The organism is Pseudoclavibacter chungangensis (genome assembly GCF_013410545.1).
Classification (GTDB): Bacteria; Actinomycetota; Actinomycetes; order Actinomycetales; family Microbacteriaceae; genus Pseudoclavibacter; species Pseudoclavibacter chungangensis.
The window spans coordinates 1,330,157-1,346,735 of the sequence record NZ_JACCFV010000001.1 but is presented as its reverse complement, the minus strand read 5'-3'; the positions used below and the strand labels follow the sequence as shown (position 1 = coordinate 1,346,735).

Sequence of the window (16,579 nt, the reverse complement as noted above, 5' to 3'; positions counted from 1 at the left end):
CGCCGGAGCCGTTGCAATCCTCGATCGAAGGAGCACCTGGGTGTCAGAACAGAATTTCGACCTCGTCGTCCTGGGCGGCGGTAGCGCCGGCTACGCGGCGGCAATTCGAGCCGTGCAGCTCGGCTCGACGGTCGCGCTCGTCGAGAAGGACAAGCTCGGGGGCACCTGTCTGCACCGCGGCTGCATCCCCACGAAGGCGATGCTCCACTCGGCCGAGCTCGCCGACAACGCCCGCGAGGCGTCGAACTACGGCGTCAACGCCGAGTTCAAGGGCATCGACATCGACCGCGTCGGCGCGTTCCGCGACGGCGTCGTCGCCGGTAAGTACAAGGGGCTCCAGGGCCTCCTGAAGGCGAAGGGCGTGCACGTCGTCGAGGGCGCGGGAACGCTCGTCTCCCCCACGACCGTGAAGGTCGGCGACGACACCCTCGTCGGGAAGAACGTGGTGCTCGCGACGGGCTCGTACGCCCGGTCGCTGCCCGGCCTCGAGATCACGGGCAACGTGATCACCTCGGACCAGGCGCTCCAGCTCACGTGGCTGCCCGAGCGCGTCGCGATCCTCGGCGGCGGCGTCATCGGCCTCGAGTTCGCGAGCGTGTGGCGCTCGTTCGGTGCCGAGGTGACCATCATCGAGGGCCTCGCGCACCTCGCGCCCGCCGAGGACGAGGCCATCTCGAAGCAGCTCGAGCGCCAGTTCAAGAAGCGCGGCATCGCGTTCAAGCTCGGCGTCCGGTTCCAGGGCGTCACGCAGGACGACACGGGCGTGCACGTGACGCTCGAGTCGGGCGAGACGATCGACGCCGACCTGCTCCTCGTCGCCGTGGGACGCGGCCCGAGCACCTCGGGCATCGGCCTCGAGGAGGTCGGCGTCGAGACCGACCGCGGCTTCGTCCTCGTCGACGAGCACCAGCAGACGAACGTGCCCGGTGTCTACGCGATCGGTGACATCACGCCCGGCCTGCAGCTCGCACACCGCAGCTACCAGCAGGGCATCTTCGTCGCCGAGCAGATCGCGGGCCTCGACCCCGTGCAGACCCCCGACATCAACGTCCCCAAGGTCACCTACAGCGAGCCCGAGATCGCCTCGGTCGGCCTGAGCCAGGCGAAGGCCGAGGCCGAGTACGGTGCCGACCGCATCACGAGCTACGAGTACAACCTCGCGGGCAACGCGAAGAGCTCGATCCTCGGCGGTGGCGGCTTCGTGAAGATGATCCGGCTCAACGACGGCCCGGTCGTCGGCGTGCACATGATCGGTCCCCGGATCGGCGAGCTCGTCTCCGAGGCGCAGCTCATCGTCAACTGGGAGGCCTACCCCGAGGACGTCGCGCAGCTCGTCCACGCGCACCCCACCCAGGGCGAGACGATCGGCGAGGCCTCGATGGCCCTCGCAGGCCGCCCGCTGCACGCGATCTGACCCACTGAGACCGACGACGTGCCCACGGGCCGTCGTGTGAGGAGAACAACATGAGCGTAGACGTCAAGCTCCCCGCACTCGGGGAGAGCGTGACCGAGGGCACCGTGACCCGGTGGCTCAAGGGCGTTGGCGACACCGTCGAGGTCGACGAGCCGCTGCTCGAGGTCTCGACCGACAAGGTCGACACCGAGGTGCCGTCGCCCGTCGCCGGCGTGATCGAGGAGATCCTCGTCCCCGAGGACGAGACGGTCGAGGTCGACAGCGTCCTCGCCCGCATCGGCGACGGCTCCGGCGCGTCGTCGGCGGAGCCCGCGGCACCGGCAGAGGAAGCGGCCGAGCCCGCCCAGGCCGAGCCCGCCGCGGAGTCGGCCCCCGAGCCGGCCCCCGCGGCCGATGCGGCACCGGCCGCCGGTGGCGACAGCCAGGACATCACGCTGCCCGCACTGGGCGAGAGCGTGACCGAGGGCACCGTCACCCGCTGGCTCAAGGCCGTGGGCGACGAGGTCGCCGTCGACGAGCCGCTGCTCGAGGTCTCGACCGACAAGGTCGACACCGAAGTGCCGTCGCCCGTCGCCGGGACCCTGCAGGAGATCCTCGTGGGCGAGGACGAGACGGTCGACGTCGGCGCGGTGCTCGCGCGTGTCGGCAGCGGTGCGCCGAGCGCGCAGTCCGCACCGGCCGAGCCCGAGCCCGCCGCGGAGCCCGACGTGGCCCCCGCGCCCGAGCCCGAGGCCGCACCCGAGCCGCAGCCCGCGCGCACGGAGCCGGCCCCGACGCAGCCCGTGCAGCCGCAGCGTCCCGGCCAGCAGCAGCCGCCGGCCGCACCGCAGAAGCCGTCCGAGGCCGCGTCGGCCTCGGCTCCGAAGGCCGCGGCCGACGCGGCGTCGAGCGCTCCGGCCTCGACGTCGAACGCACGCTACGTGACCCCGATCGTGCGCAAGCTCGCGGGCGAACTCGGTGTCGACCTCGCGACGGTGCAGGGCACCGGCGTCGGCGGTCGCATCCGCAAGGAGGACGTGCAGACCGCGGCCGAGAAGGCGTCGGCCGCGCCCGCCGCGTCGGAGAAGCCCACCGCGGCGGCCGCTCCGGCACCGCTCGAGGTCTCGCCGCTGCGCGGGACGCGGGCCAAGATGACGCGCCTGCGCAAGGTCGTCGCCCAGCGCGCCGTCGAGTCGATGACGTCGACGGCGCAGCTCACGACGGTCGTCGAGGTCGACGTGACGCGCATCGCGAAGCTCCGTGACCGCGTGAAGGAGCAGTTCCTCGAGAAGACCGGCAACAAGCTGTCGTTCCTGCCGTTCTTCACGCTCGCCGCGATCGAGGCGCTGCAGACGTACCCGATCATCAACGCGACGGTCGACGGGGACGAGATCGTCTACCCGGCACAGGAGAACGTGTCGATGGCGGTCGACACCGAGCGCGGTCTGCTCACGCCGGTCATCAAGGACGCGGCGTCGCTCGACATCGCGGGTCTGACCGCGGCGATCGCCGACCTCGCGGGACGCACGCGCGACAACAAGCTGCTCCCCGACGAGCTCGCGGGCGGTACGTTCACGGTCACCAACACGGGTTCGCGCGGCGCGCTGTTCGACACGCCCGTCGTGTTCCTCCCGCAGAGCGCGATCCTCGGTACGGGCATCGTCGCGAAGCGTCCGGCGGTCGTGAAGACGGACGACGGACAGGAGTCGATCGCGATCCGGTCGCTCGTGTACCTCGCCCTGAGCTACGACCACCGCATCATCGACGGTGCCGACGCCGCACGGTTCCTCGGCCAGATCCGGGCCCGCCTCGAGGCGGGCGCGTTCGAGGGCGACCTCGGCATCTAGCCCGTCACCGAACGCAGCAGCCATCCGGCCTCCCCGTGCGCGAGCACGGCGGAGGCCGGATGTCGTTCGGCGTCCTCCCCGACGGTCACGAAGTCGACGCGGCGCGCTCCGGCGTGCTCGGTGTCGTCGGCGAGCTCGGTGTCGTCGGGATGCTCGATGACACTGCCGTCCTCGGGGGCGCCGAGGAGGGGTGCGCGTCCGGTCGCGACGTCGGCGAGGTCCGCCTCGAGGCTCGGCGCGCCCGGCTCGTAGAGTGCGGTGAGCCCCCGCACATCGCCCCGCTCGATACAGGCGACGCGTTCGACGAGCAGTCGCTCGGCGCCCGCGACGAGGTCCTCGACCGGTGCCGTGCCGGCATCGGTTGCGTTCGTCCTGCCCGGTGCTGGTTCGGCGGACGCCGGTGCAGCCGGTGCGGTCGTCACCCCGGGGCCGGCGCTTCCCGTGTCCGGCTCCGTTCCGCTCCGATCGGCGAGGGTGACCCACAGGGCCGCTCCCCCGAAGACCACCGCCATCCCTCCGAGCACCACGGTCCGCCGCCGGACGGGCCGCCTCCGCGACGGCGTCGAGGGTGACGCGGTCCGTGTGCGCGGCACCCCTGCGACGTCGTCACCGGTGGTCTCCGCCTCGTCCGTCGCCAACGGCTCCACCGCCTCGGGCGTCGCCCACTCGTACAGCTCGTCGACGAGCGAACCCGCCGTGCGCGCACGCGCGTCCGGCGACGTCTCCCGTGCGACCAAGCTCACGAGCGCGCGATGCACGCCACCGGGCGGAGTCACCGCCACACTCCGACAGGCCGCGTCGAGCAACCCATCGAACGCGCGCCAATCGTCGGTCGGAACCGCGCCGTCCGTCCGTGGCCTCCCCCACCCCTGCAGCTCCGGACGGCCCGACGCATCGAACCGGACGCGTTCGGCGCGGACGTCGCCGTGCACCGCGCCCGCATGATGTGCGGCGGCGAGGGCCTCCGCGATCGGCGCGAACACGGTGACGAGTTGACCCGCACGACGGACGGCCCGCGTGCCGATCACGTCCGCGAGCTGTGGCCCCCGTGCGACATCGAAGACGGCGACGAGCCCCGCTGCCGGACCGGCACTCGTTCCGGGCCGGCCGCGGGAGCGCCGAACACAGGACACGACACGTGGTGCGGCCTCCACCGCCGCCGCTTCGAGGGCGCGAAGGACCGCGACCTCGCCGAGCAGCGCAGCGACCGTGTCGGCGTCCACCGCCGACGCGCACTCGAAACCGTCACCTCGCGGTGGTGCCACGCCGGTCGGCGGACGGGCCTCGCCGCGTCGCACGCGAGCAAGCACGTCACCGGCACGGCCTCGGCCCCCTCGTCCCCACCGGTCCACATCGCCCTCCCCACGCCCGTCGGACGAGGATGCAGGACGCCCGCCCCAGCGCGTCAGGACGACGACTCCGCTGTGGACGAACGAGTCGGCACGCGGGTGTGAATGGATGGTGACCGGAACGGTATCCTGGACGCACTATGGCAAAATCCTCGACCGCAGCATCGTCGAACTCGTCTGCGAAGGAACCCGGCCGGTTCAAGCAGATCTGGCAGGTTCTCAAGATGACGGCCAAGTACGACAAGGCGGCCGTCTGGCTGCTCGTCGGTGCCGTCATCGTGCCGATCGCGATCGCGGTGGCCGTTGCGATCATCTTCTTCGGGACGAACATCATCATGCTCGTCCTCATCATCGTGCTCGGCCTGATGTCGGGGCTGCTGCTGTTCATGTTCACGCTCAACTGGCGTGCCGAGAAGGTCGCGTTCTCGCAGATCGAGGGCCGCGCGGGCGCGACGGGCCAGGTGCTGCAGAGCTCGTTGCGCGGTCAGTGGCAGACGAGCGAGATGCCCGTCGCGTTCAACGCCAAGACGCAGGACGCCGTCTATCGCGCGATCGGCAAGCCCGGCGTCGTCCTCATCACGGAGGGGTCCCCCAGCGGCGTCAAGCGCATCTTCGAGGAGGAGCGCCGTCGCACGCAGCGGCTCCTCTCGAACGTCCCCGTCCACCACCTGCACGTCGGCACGGGCGAGGGCGACGTCAAGCTGCTGAAGCTGCGGCGCGAGCTCGGCAAGCTTCCCAAGAAGCTCACGAAGCCCGAGATCCTCGCCGTCGCGAATCGCCTCAAGTCGCTCTCGGGCAACCAGCTGCCCATCCCGAAGGGCATCGACCCGTACAAGATGCGTCCCTCGCGGTCGCAGATGCGCTAGTCCCGCAGCTCGACTCGCACACACGAACGCCCCGCTCCGGCGGGGCGTTCGTGCATCGCGCCGCACCGTCCATCCGCGGGGAGATCGTGCGTCGTCCGGCGACGTCGGGCTGCGGGCCCCGGCGGACCGCGAGCGTCTCAGCGGCGGCGCAGTGCGAGCCGCGTGAGGATGTCGTGCCCGCCGCGGTGATCCGAGTCCCACACGGCGGCCGGGATGACGAGCACGAGCAGGACCTGCCTGACGAGCGGGCGCCACGGGCCCGGCGCCGCCCCGTCGAGGCGTGTGAGCTGCAGGCCGAACAGACGGTGACCGAGCGTCGAGCCGAACAGCATGATCGGCACGGTCGTGACGATGACGAAGAGGCCCATGAGCGCGACGGGATCTCCCCCGAAGAACAGATTGCCGAGTCCCATCGCGAAGATCCAGTCGACGACGAGGCCACCGATGCGCCGACCGATGCCGCCGATGGAACCGGGCCCGTCCTCCGGGTACCCGAGGCGGTAGCCCGGATACGAGTTGTTCTCCGCGCTGGCGAACGAGGCGTCGGGAGCAGTCGAGGGCATCCGCCGAGTCTACCGGCCGCGCGCAACCCCTTTCACCGCGCGCGACGGGGCGCTCCGCGTAACATTCAGGAAACACGGCAGTCACGACCGGGCAACAGCGCGCACATAGCGTGTGATCACCGCGGGGCACCGTGTCCCGCCCTCCACCGCCACGACCAATCTGGAGACGCAATGTTCAAAGACCCCGCAGAAGTCCTCGCATTCCTGAAGGACGAGGAGGTGGTCTTCCTCGACATCCGCTTCACCGACCTCCCCGGCGTGCAGCAGCACTTCAACATCCCGGCGAGCACGGTCGACGAGGAGTTCTTCAGCGTCGGGCAGCTCTTCGACGGGTCCTCGATTCGCGGCTTCGCGAGCATCCACGAGTCGGACATGCAGCTCATCCCCGATGTGACGACGGCGTACCTCGACCCGTTCCGCACCGAGAAGACGCTCGTCATGCTCTTCGACATCTACAACCCGCGCACGGGTGAGATCTACCACCGCGACCCCCGTCAGGTCGCGAAGAAGGCCGAGAAGTACCTCGAGTCGACGGGCATCGCGGACACTGCGTTCTTCGCCCCCGAGGCCGAGTTCTACGTCTTCGACGACGTGCGCTACAGCACCGTCCCGAACGAGAGCTTCTACAAGGTCGACTCGATCGAGGGTGCCTGGAACTCCGGCCGTGTCGAAGAGGGCGGCAACCTCGGCAACAAGACGCCCTACAAGGGTGGCTACTTCCCGGTCTCCCCCGTCGACAAGCAGGCCGACCTGCGCGACGCGATCTCGGTCGAGCTCATCAAGGCCGGCCTGCAGCTCGAGCGTGCGCACCACGAGGTCGGCACGGGTGGCCAGGCCGAGATCAACTACCGCTTCGACACGATGGTGCACGCGGCGGACGACATCCTGAAGTTCAAGTACATCGTCAAGAACGTCGCGCAGCAGTGGGGCAAGACGGCGACGTTCATGCCGAAGCCGCTGTTCGGTGACAACGGTTCGGGCATGCACACGCACCAGTCGCTCTGGAAGGGCGGCGACCCGCTGTTCTACGACGAGGCCGGCTACGGCTCGCTGTCGGACCTCGCGCGCTGGTACATCGGTGGCATCCTCGCCCACGCGAACTCGCTCGCCGCGTTCACGAACCCGACGGCGAACTCGTACCACCGCCTCGTCAAGGGCTTCGAGGCCCCCATCAACCTCGTCTACTCGGCCGGTAACCGCTCCGCGGCCATCCGCATCCCGATCACGGGCTCGAACCCGAAGGCCAAGCGCATCGAGTTCCGCGCGCCCGACGCCTCGTCGAACCCGTACCTCGCCTTCGCCGCGCAGCTCATGGCGGGCCTCGACGGAATCCAGAACCGCATCGAGCCGCACGAGCCGATCGACAAGGACCTCTACGAGCTCCCGCCGGAGGAGGCGAAGAGCATCCCGCAGCTCGCGACGAGCCTCCCCGAGGCACTCAAGGCGCTGCAGGACGACCACGAGTACCTCACGCAGGGCAACGTGTTCGACGAGGACCTCATCGAGACTTGGATCGACTACAAGATCACGAACGAGGTGCAGCCGCTCGCGCAGCGCCCGCACCCCTACGAGTTCGAGCTCTACTACGGCGTCTGATCCGACGCTCAGATCGACGACGCCCCTCGCCCTCCGGCGAGGGGCGTCGTCGTGCACGCGGGCTCATCGTCGGATGCGTGTCACGGCAGACGGGACGGCGTCGTCGCCTGCCTCGTGTAGAACTCCGTGGCGGCGTCGAGATATCGCCGCACGATCGCGAGTTCGTCCGCCGAGAACGCGCTGCTCATCTCGTCGAACTCGTCATCGGCACGTGCGTAGTGCACGTGCAGCGCCTCGATCGCCTCGGGAATCGGCTCGATGCGCGTTCTGCGGCGGTCGGCGTGATCGGGCGTGCGGCGCACGTAGCCTGCCGTCTCGAGACGGTCCACGAGCTTCGTCACCGTACTCGCCGGCGTGCCGGTGACCTCACTGATCTGCTTCGGGGTCCGCACGTCCTCGCGCAGCACCAGCAGGTGGAGCACCTGCAGGTCCGCGCTGAGCAGACCATGCTCCCGAGCCACCCGATCGTTGCCGAGCACCGCATGCACCAGGTGCCGCTGCATCGCGCGTCGGACACCTTCGATCGATTCATCGGTCATCGCGCTCTCCTCGGGCTACACTTACTACCGATTCGGAATGATCCCGATTCAGAATGAGTTCGGCGTCGAGTCTAGCTACCGAACCGGGATCGATGAGGCACACGGAGGACACATGCGCATCGTGGTGACCGGGGCAACCGGCAACGTCGGCCGACACGTGGTGGATCAGGCGCTCGCGCGCGATCTCGAGGTGGTCGCCGTCGCCCGCGATCCTCGAGCGCTCGACAGTGGGATCCCGCGGCTCCGCGTCGCGGCCGTCGACGTCCTCGATGCCGAGGGCGTACAGAACGTCCTCGAGGGGGCCGATGCCGTGGTGAGCTGCGTCGGTATCGGAACGTCACGGACCCCGACGACGCTCTGTTCGCAGGGGACGCGGAACATCGTGGACGGTATGGCGCGACACGGTGTCGGACGCCTCGTGGTGATCTCGTCCGAGGTGGCGGAGCACTGGGCGCATCAGGGCCCCGTCAAGCTCTGGATCGTGTTGCCGCTGCTCCAGCGGTTCCTCGGCGCCACGTACGACGACATGCGTCGCATGGACATCGTGCTCTGGGAGAGCGCAGCGCGCTGGACCGCCATCCGCGCGCCCCGGATCAGACCCGTCGACCCCCGCGGGAGCTATCGCTCGAGCACGGCCGGACCGTTGCGGCGCGGGTGGTCGATCACCGCGCCCGACATGGCCGCAGCGCTATTGGACATCGTCGAGCGCGACGACCTCGACCGTCGTCACGTGTACGTCGCGAACTGACACTCGAGGAGCGCTCCGCGCCGCGGGCGAGAATCCACCGACGAGCGAACGACCGCAGGCCGTGTCACGGCCGACTCGGTCGGGAGCCTCGTGCGAGACCCAGGCCGCGGGAGGCCCGACGAGTGCGAGCCCACGGCGGGTGAGGCACGGCGCGCACGATCGAACGCCCGGCGTGCCAGGTCGCGGAGGACCGGGCCGCGACACGGCATGCGGTGGCCGTCACCACGCGCGCATAGGCTGTCCCCGACGGCCGACCACGAGGAGCGTGGACACGTCTCGGGATGGAGCGCACGGCATGGGATTCCTCGATCGGCTCACGAACGCCCTCAACGACGCGACCGGCGCCGGCGCGCAGCAGCGGGAGTGGGCGGCACACCTCGAAGCCCAGCGCGCAGCGGGAAACACGGACCCCGGGCTCCCGCTCCCCCACGCCGGGACCTCGGACGACACCGCGAGTCTGCCCCGATTCGACGACGCGCAAGCGGCCGCCCGCCTGCAGGGGTCCGCTCCGCGTGGCCAGGCGACGATCCTCAAGCGCACCGACGATCCCGCTCCACGCCCCGGATGCCCCACGCACGTGCTCGTGCTCGAGGTCCGGCTGCCCGATCGCGGCCCGTACCGGGTGCGGGTGGGGGCGCTGTTCGATCGTTCGGGGCCGGGCCCGTACACGGCCGGTTCGACCTGGCCCGTCCTCGTCGATCCGGCGGAGCAGGGGCGTGTCGTCCTCGCTTCCTGAGCACTCGCCCGGCCTCGGTTTGACGCGGGGTCGACCGGCTCGGCACCATGGCCGCGCACCGAAAACCGAAGGAGTGGAACCATGATCCTCATCGTCGTGAAGTTCGAGGTCAAGCCGGAGTACGTGGACTCGTGGCTCGATCTCACGCGGTCGTTCACCGAGGCGACGCGCGCCGAGCCGGGCAACATCTTCTACGAGTGGAACCGCTCGGTCGAGGAGCCAGGCGTGTTCACGCTCATCGAGGCCTTCCAGGACGACGCGGCCGAGGCGCACGTGTCCTCTGACCACTTCGCGAAGGCGATGGTCGACATGAAGCCCGCACTGCGCTCGACGCCCCGCATCATCAGCCGCACCGTCGACGGCTCGGGCTGGGACGAGATGGGCGAGCTCAAGGTCGACTGACACCGCGCCGCCCACGGCGCGCAACGACGTTCCGGGCGGTTTTCGGGGTTCCGGGTGCCCCGGAACCCCGAAAACCGCCCGGAACTCACTCGCCGTAGAAGTCGTGTTCGAACACGCGCCTCGCGCGTCGCGTCGTGCCGAGGTAGTCGGACTCGAGCTCCTGTGCCTCGCCCGGCTCGTAGCCGAGCAGGCGCGCGACACCCTCGAGACGAGCGCTCACATCGGGCAGCACGTCTGCCTGGCGGTTGCCCTGCAGATAGACGGCCGAACGCACGCGAGACGCGAGCACCCACGCCTCCCGCAGTACCTCGGCGTCGTCCGCATCGACGAACCCCGCGTCCGTCGCGGCGCGGAGCGCGCCGAGCGTCGACGTCGTGCGCAGCTCGGGCACCTCGGACGCGTGCTGCAGCTGGAGCGTCTGCACGAGCCACTCGACATCGCTCAGCGAGCCCCGGCCGAGCTTGAGGTGCCGCCTCGGGTCGACCCCGCGCGGCAACCGCTCGGACTCGACGCGCGCCTTGATGCGACGGATCTCCCGGAGCCCGTCCTCCGAGAGTCCGGCTGGGTACCGCACCGTGTCGGCGAGCTCCTCGAAGCGTGCACACAGCTCGGGATCGCCGACGACGGCCCGGGCACGCAGCAGTGCCTGCGCCTCCCACCCGAGCGACCACTTCGCGTAGTAGCTGACGTACGCCTCGAACGAGCGTGCGAGCGGCCCGCTCTTGCCCTCCGGTCGCAGATCCGCGTCGAGGTCGATCGGCATGCGCGGATCGCTCGTGAACTCGATGATGCGCGCGACGAGCTGCTTCGCGAGCTTCGCCGGATCGTCGACGCCACCGTCGTCGTAGACGTACATGACGTCGAGGTCGGAGCCGAAACCGAGTTCGCCACCGCCGTAGCGGCCCATGGCGACGATCGCGAACGGCGGATACACGACGTCGTCGATCGCCCGGACCGAGATCTCGGCACCCGCGAGCGTCGCGGTGGCGACGTCACTCAGCCCCCGGCCCGTCGTCTCGATGTCGTTGACGCGCAGCATCGTGCCGATCGCGAGGCGGAGCACCTCGCGGCGACGGAACGTGCGCAGCGCGCGCTGCAACGCCTCCGGTTCGTCGTGGCGCTTGACGGTGCCGCGCACCTCCTCGAGGAGGGCGTCGAGCGAGCGCGGCACGAGCAGTCGATCATCGTCGAGCCACCGCACGGCCTCGGGATACAGCTCGATGAACACGGCCGCGAACTTCGAGTTCGTGAGGAGCGTCGTGAGACGCTTCGCCGCCGCCGCGCTGTCGCGCAGCAATCGGAGATACCAGGGCGCGTCACCGATCTGCTCCGACAGCTTGCGGAACGCGAGCAGGCCCTGATCCGGATCGTTCCCCTGCGCGAACCAGTCGAGCAGGACGGGCAGCAGGTTCCGCTGCATGGTGGCCCGCCGCGAGACGCCGCGGATGAGGGCCTGGATGTGCCCGAGCGCGCCGCGCGGATCGCGGTAGCCGATCGCCCGCAGTCGTTCGAGGGCCTGGTCGCTCGTGAGCTGGAAACTGTCGGCCGTGAGCGCCGCAACGGCATCGATGAGCGGCCGGTAGAAGACCTTCTCGTGCAACCCGCGCACGCGACGCTTCACACCGCGCCAGTGCTCGAGCAACGCCTCGGCGTTCTCGTATCGCGCGCCACGAGCGAGGATGCGCAGCCCCTCCTCGTCGCGCGGCATGAGGTGCGTGCGACGGAGCCCGCGCAATTGCAGGCGGTGTTCGAGCAACCGCAGGAACCGGTAGTCGTCGGCGAACTCCGAGGCGTCGTCGCGCGCGATGTAGCCTCCGTCCGCGAGGCGTTCGAGCGCGTCGAGCGTGCCGCGCACCCGCAGCGACTCGTCGGTCTGGCCGTGCGCGAGCTGCAGCAGCTGCACCGTGAACTCGATATCGCGCAGACCGCCCGGACCGAGCTTGAGCTGGATGTCGACCTCGTCCGCCGGGATGTGCTCCATGACCCGCTCGCGCATGGCGCGCACCTGGCCCACGAAGTCGTCGCGTCCCGCGCTCGCCCACACGAGCGGCGAGAGCCGGTCGACGAGCTCGCCGCCCAGGTCGAGGTCGCCCGCGATCGGCCGTGCCTTCAGCAGTGCCTGGAACTCCCAGTTCTTCGCCCAGCGCCCGTAGTACGACACGTAGCTGTCGAGCGTGCGGACGAGTGCGCCGTCCTTGCCCTCCGGCCGGAGGTTCGCGTCGACCTCCCACAGGGCGGGCTCCACGCCGACGTCGTCGATGACGCGCATCGTCGTGCTCGCGAGGCGCGTGCCGATCTCGACGCCGCGCGCGGTCGTGAGCTCACCGTCCTCGGTCGTCGCGACGACGAACATGACGTCGACGTCGGACAGGTAATTGAGTTCCTCAGCGCCGGACTTGCCCATGCCGATGACGGCGAGGCGAACCTGCTCGACCTCGTGTGCAGGGAACCGGCCGAATCCGGCCGGTGGTGCCGAGACGTCGGCGCGCGCGACCATGAGGGCGGCATCGAGTGCCTCGCCCGCGAGGTCGGCGAGCGCGTGGCTCACCTGGCTGATCGCGTCGGCGGGCGCCGCCCGGCCGAGGTCGTAGGCCGCGATGCGGGCGAGCTCGAGCCGGTACGCGATGCGCAGCGCGCGCCGCGCCTCCTCGCCCGTGATCGTCGCCTTCGCGAGACCGTACCCGCGGTCCTCGACGAGGTCGGCGGGTGTCACGCCGACGGCGGTCGCGAGGCGCTCCTGCAGCGTCGCGCGGTCGGCGAGTTCGCGAGCCCCGTCGTGGACGCTCGGCAGGAGGTCCGGGTGCCGGTGGAGGAACGACGCGAGGCCGCTCGACCCGCCGAGCACACGGACCGCGGTGCGGATGACCGCGGGATCGGCGGCGGCCCGACGCAGCGCGTCCCGTGAATCGCGCGCGATCCGCAGGAGTTCGCACAGCGACTGGTCGGGGTCGGGCACCGTCTCGTCGTAGAACGCGAGCACCGTGTCCTGCTCGACACCGAGGAGCTCGCACAGCTGCGTCAGGTCGGCTTCGGCCGCGGTCGGCGCCGCGAACCCCGCGCGGACGAGCCGCGCGCGTCCCTCGTTCCGCGCCACCGGACTAGAGGGTCCGGAGGCTCGAGTCGAGCTCGAACGGTGTCACCTGCGAACGGTACTGGTCCCACTCCTGCCGCTTGTTCGCGAGAAAGTACGAGAACACCTGCTCGCCGAGCGTGTCGGCGACGAGTTCCGATTCCTCCATGACGGCGATCGCCTCGTCGAGGCTCGCGGGCAGGGGGCGGAATCCGAGGACGGACCGCTCGCGGGGCGTGAGGTCACGTACATCGCCCTCGACCTCGGGCGGCAGCGCGTACTCCTCCTCGATGCCCTTGAGTCCGGCCGCGAGGAGGACGGCGTACGCGAGATACGGGTTCGCGGCCGCGTCCATGCCGCGGTACTCGACGCGAGCCGAGCCGCCCTTGTTGGGCTTGTAGCGCGGCACGCGGACGAGCGCGGACGAGTTGTTGTGCCCCCAGCACACGAAGCTCGGGGCCTCGTCGCCGCCCCAGATGCGCTTGTAGGAGTTCACGTGCTGGTTGGTCACGGCCGTGATCTCCGCCGCGTGCTGCAGGATGCCGGCGACGAAGTGCTTGCCGATCTTCGAGAGCTGGTACTGGGCACCGGCCTCGTAGAACGCGTTCGTGTCGCCCTCGAACAGCGACAGGTGGGTGTGCATGCCGGAGCCCGGGTACTTCCAGATCGGCTTCGGCATGAACGTCGCGTGCACGCCCTGCTCGATCGCGACCTCCTTCACGACCGTGCGGAACGTCATGATGTTGTCGGCCGTCGAGAGCGCGTCGGCGTAGCGCAGATCGATCTCGTTCTGGCCGGGCCCGGCCTCGTGGTGGCTGAACTCGACCGAGATGCCGAGGTCCTCGAGGATGCGCACGGCGCGGCGGCGGAAGTCGTGCGCGGTGCCGCCGGGGACGTTGTCGAAGTAGCCCGCGGAGTCGACCGGCTGGGGACCGTCGGGGCCGTAGTCGGCGGACTTCAGGAGGTAGAACTCGATCTCGGGGTGCGTGTAGAACGTGAAGCCCTGATCCGCGGCCCGGTCGAGCGAGCGACGCAGCACGTTGCGCGGGTCGGTGACGGCGGGCTGCCCCTCGGGGGTCAGGATGTCGCAGAACATGCGCGCCGTCGGGTCGATCTCGCCGCGCCACGGCAGCACCTGGAACGTCGTCGGGTCGGGCTGCACGAGCATGTCCGCCTCGGTGCGGCGCGTGAAGCCCTCGACCGAGGACCCGTCGAATCCGATGCCCTCGGCGAACGCGCCCTCGACCTCGGCGGGGGCGATCGCGACGGACTTCAACGTGCCGAGGACGTCCGTGAACCAGAGGCGGATGAACTTGATCCCGCGGTCCTCGATGGTGCGGAGCACGAAATCCTGTTGCTTGTCCACGTGGACCCCTCTCTCGTCGTCGGTGAACGCGTCTCCAGGCTATCCGTCCCGGCGTCCTCGCGGCTGACGACGCGTCCTAGACTGAGCGCATGTCCGAGCAAGCTGCCCGTAAGCGTGTCCGAATCCGTCATTTCGCACAGGCGAAGGCGTCCGGCGAGAAGATCACGGCGCTCACGAGCTACGACGTGCAGACGGCGCGCATCTTCGACGAGGCGGGCATCGACGTGCTCCTCGTCGGCGATTCGGCCGCGAACGTCGTGCTCGGTCTCGACACGACGCTGCCGATCACGGTCGACGAGATCATCACGCTCGCGAAGGCCGTCGTCCGCGGCGCGTCGCGCGCACTCGTCGTCGCGGACCTGCCGTTCGGCAGCTACGAGCGGGGGCCGGAGCAGGCGCTCGACACGGCCGTCCGCTTCATGAAGGAGACGGGGGTCGCCGCGGTGAAGCTCGAGGGCGGCGAGCGCAGTGCCGACGTCATCCGGCGCATCGTCGACGCGGGCATCCCGGTCATGGGACACATCGGCTTCACCCCGCAGGCGGAGCACGGCCTCGGCGGGCACGTCATCCAGGGCAAGGGCGAGACGGGGCGCGCACAGTTGCTGCGCGATGCGCTCGCCGTGCAGGAGGCCGGCGCGTTCGCGGTCGTACTCGAGATGGTGCCCGCGAAGATCGCCGCCGAGGTCTCGGCGCAGCTCGAGATCCCGACGATCGGCATCGGCGCCGGCGCCGGCTGCGACGGGCAGATCCTCGTGTGGACCGACGCCCTCGGGCTCGGCTCGGGGCGCGTGCCGTCCTTCGTCCGCGCCTTCGCAGATGCACGGGCCGTGTTCCTCGACGCCGCCACCGCGTACCGCGACGCCGTCAAGGACGGCACGTTCCCCGCCGCGTCTGAGAGCTTCTCCGACCCGACCGCCGACTGAGCGCCCACCGGGCGCCGGCCCCGCGACGAGGGCCGCCGGGAACGAACGGGGCCGGACGAGCGATCGCTCGTCCGGCCCCGTCGCGGATCGGTCGGGGGCTAGGAGTTGTCCTCCGCGGCGTCCTCCTCGGCCCAGCGGCGGGCGTTCTCCTGCAGCTTCTCGGTCGCTCGAGCGGCCTCGGCCTCGGTCGCGAACGGCCCGAGGAGCTCGCTCGCGATCGACTGATTGCCGCGCTCGACCTTGCCCGTGCGGGTGTTGAACCAGTACTGATCGTCGTGATGCTCGGTCATAGGCTTAGCGTATGCCCAAGGACCCCTCCTCGACCCTGCTCGTTCCCGGAAACGTCGCACCGGAGCTTCGCGTGCCGCCGTCGATCGCGCGTCCGCCGTACGTCGGGCGACCGGGGCCCGAGCCGATCGACCACGGTGACGTGTACGACGCGGCCGAGATCGAGCGCATCCGGCGCTCCGGCGCGATCGCCGCCGCGGCCCTCGAGCACCTCGAGCAGTTCGTGCGTCCCGGTGTGACGACCGATGAGCTCGACGTCATCGCGCACGACTTCATGGTCGAGCGCGGCGCGTACCCCTCGACGCTGCACTATCGGGGCTTCCCGAAGTCGATCTGCACCTCGCTCAACGAGGTCATCTGTCACGGCATCCCCGACGACACCGTGCTGGAGGACGGGGACATCCTCAACGTCGACATCACCGCCTACCAGGAGGGCATGCACGGCGACACGAACCGCATGTACCTCGTGGGCGACGTCGACGAGGAGAGCCGCTTGCTCGTCGAGCGGACGCATGAGGCCATGATGCGCGGCATCAAGGCGGCCCGCCCGGGCCGTGAGGTGAACGTCATCGGTCGCGTGATCGAGAAGTACGCGAACCGCTTCGGCTACGGCGTCGTGCGGGACTACACGGGGCACGGTGTGGGCGCCGCGTTCCACTCGGGGCTCATCATCCCCCACTACGACGCGCCGTCGTACGCCGACGTGATCGAGCCCGGCATGGTGTTCACGGTCGAGCCGATGCTCACCCTCGGCGGCGCTGCCGGGTGGCGCCAGTGGGACGACGGCTGGACCATCGTGACCGACGACGGCTCGCGCACCGCGCAGTGGGAGCACACGATCGTCGTGCTCGGGGACCGCACCGAGATTCTCACCCTGCCGCCGCGTGCGTGAC

General features: G+C 70.1%; 15 protein-coding genes. 9 read left to right on the top strand and 6 right to left on the bottom strand.

Annotated elements, in window-relative coordinates:
• Nucleotides 1-40: 40 nt before the first annotated feature.
• Nucleotides 41-1,414 carry a dihydrolipoyl dehydrogenase gene (gene lpdA / locus HNR16_RS06040; protein WP_158040941.1) on the top strand — a complete coding sequence of 458 codons (1,374 nt, stop codon included), beginning with the start codon at nt 41-43 and terminating at the stop codon, nt 1,412-1,414.
• Nucleotides 1,415-1,464: 50 nt separating this feature from the next.
• Nucleotides 1,465-3,240, top strand: a complete 1,776-nt coding sequence (gene sucB, locus HNR16_RS06035; RefSeq protein ID WP_158040940.1) for a 2-oxoglutarate dehydrogenase, E2 component, dihydrolipoamide succinyltransferase — start codon at nt 1,465-1,467, stop codon at nt 3,238-3,240.
• Here the strand turns inward: sucB and HNR16_RS06030 are convergent.
• On the bottom strand, nt 3,237-4,505 hold the full coding sequence (locus tag HNR16_RS06030; RefSeq protein WP_158040939.1) for a hypothetical protein: 1,269 nt from the start codon (nt 4,503-4,505) through the stop codon (nt 3,237-3,239). The two genes, sucB and HNR16_RS06030, sit on opposite strands and share 4 nt — an antisense overlap.
• Before the next feature lie 224 nt (nt 4,506-4,729).
• Here HNR16_RS06030 and HNR16_RS06025 point away from each other — a divergent pair, with 224 nt between their 5' ends.
• On the top strand, nt 4,730-5,455 hold the full coding sequence (locus tag HNR16_RS06025; protein ID WP_158040938.1) for a DUF4191 domain-containing protein: 726 nt from the start codon (nt 4,730-4,732) through the stop codon (nt 5,453-5,455).
• A gap of 137 nt (nt 5,456-5,592) precedes the next feature.
• Here the strand turns inward: HNR16_RS06025 and HNR16_RS06020 are convergent, their stop codons facing one another.
• Nucleotides 5,593-6,018, bottom strand: a complete 426-nt coding sequence (locus tag HNR16_RS06020; protein WP_158040937.1) for an RDD family protein — start codon at nt 6,016-6,018, stop codon at nt 5,593-5,595.
• Between the two features lie 171 nt (nt 6,019-6,189).
• Here HNR16_RS06020 and glnA point away from each other — a divergent pair, with 171 nt between their 5' ends.
• On the top strand, nt 6,190-7,614 hold the full coding sequence (glnA, locus tag HNR16_RS06015; protein ID WP_158040936.1) for a type I glutamate--ammonia ligase: 1,425 nt from the start codon (nt 6,190-6,192) through the stop codon (nt 7,612-7,614).
• An 80-nt stretch (nt 7,615-7,694) separates the two neighbouring features.
• Here the strand turns inward: glnA and HNR16_RS06010 are convergent, their stop codons facing one another.
• A complete protein-coding gene (locus HNR16_RS06010; RefSeq protein WP_158040935.1) occupies nt 7,695-8,153 on the bottom strand; it encodes a MarR family winged helix-turn-helix transcriptional regulator in 459 nt (152 codons plus the stop codon).
• 112 nt (nt 8,154-8,265) lie between these two features.
• Here HNR16_RS06010 and HNR16_RS06005 point away from each other — a divergent pair, with 112 nt between their 5' ends.
• From HNR16_RS06005 to HNR16_RS05995, 3 genes are all read left to right on the top strand, one after another.
• Entirely contained in the window at nt 8,266-8,901 is a 636-nt protein-coding gene (locus tag HNR16_RS06005; RefSeq protein WP_158040934.1) for an NAD(P)-dependent oxidoreductase, read from the top strand.
• Between the two features lie 295 nt (nt 8,902-9,196).
• Entirely contained in the window at nt 9,197-9,637 is a 441-nt protein-coding gene (locus tag HNR16_RS06000) for a hypothetical protein (RefSeq protein ID WP_158040933.1), read from the top strand.
• Between the two features lie 81 nt (nt 9,638-9,718).
• On the top strand, nt 9,719-10,039 hold the full coding sequence (locus tag HNR16_RS05995) for a putative quinol monooxygenase (protein ID WP_158040932.1): 321 nt from the start codon (nt 9,719-9,721) through the stop codon (nt 10,037-10,039).
• An 85-nt stretch (nt 10,040-10,124) separates the two neighbouring features.
• Here the strand turns inward: HNR16_RS05995 and HNR16_RS05990 are convergent, their stop codons facing one another.
• Both HNR16_RS05990 and HNR16_RS05985 read right to left on the bottom strand, forming a co-directional pair.
• Nucleotides 10,125-13,133, bottom strand: a complete 3,009-nt coding sequence (locus tag HNR16_RS05990) for a bifunctional [glutamine synthetase] adenylyltransferase/[glutamine synthetase]-adenylyl-L-tyrosine phosphorylase (RefSeq protein ID WP_158040931.1) — start codon at nt 13,131-13,133, stop codon at nt 10,125-10,127.
• A gap of 4 nt (nt 13,134-13,137) precedes the next feature.
• Nucleotides 13,138-14,475 (bottom strand): glutamine synthetase family protein, encoded by a 1,338-nt coding sequence (locus tag HNR16_RS05985; protein WP_158040930.1) that lies wholly within the window; start codon nt 14,473-14,475, stop codon nt 13,138-13,140.
• Between the two features lie 89 nt (nt 14,476-14,564).
• Here HNR16_RS05985 and panB point away from each other — a divergent pair, with 89 nt between their 5' ends.
• Nucleotides 14,565-15,398 carry a 3-methyl-2-oxobutanoate hydroxymethyltransferase gene (gene panB, locus HNR16_RS05980; protein ID WP_158040929.1) on the top strand — a complete coding sequence of 278 codons (834 nt, stop codon included), beginning with the start codon at nt 14,565-14,567 and terminating at the stop codon, nt 15,396-15,398.
• Between the two features lie 98 nt (nt 15,399-15,496).
• Here the strand turns inward: panB and HNR16_RS05975 are convergent, their stop codons facing one another.
• Nucleotides 15,497-15,688 carry an SPOR domain-containing protein gene (locus HNR16_RS05975; protein ID WP_158040928.1) on the bottom strand — a complete coding sequence of 64 codons (192 nt, stop codon included), beginning with the start codon at nt 15,686-15,688 and terminating at the stop codon, nt 15,497-15,499.
• 11 nt (nt 15,689-15,699) lie between these two features.
• On the opposite strand from HNR16_RS05975, the gene map reads away from it, so the two are divergent.
• Nucleotides 15,700-16,578, top strand: a complete 879-nt coding sequence (map, locus tag HNR16_RS05970) for a type I methionyl aminopeptidase (RefSeq protein WP_158040927.1) — start codon at nt 15,700-15,702, stop codon at nt 16,576-16,578.
• Nucleotide 16,579 lies beyond the last annotated feature (1 nt).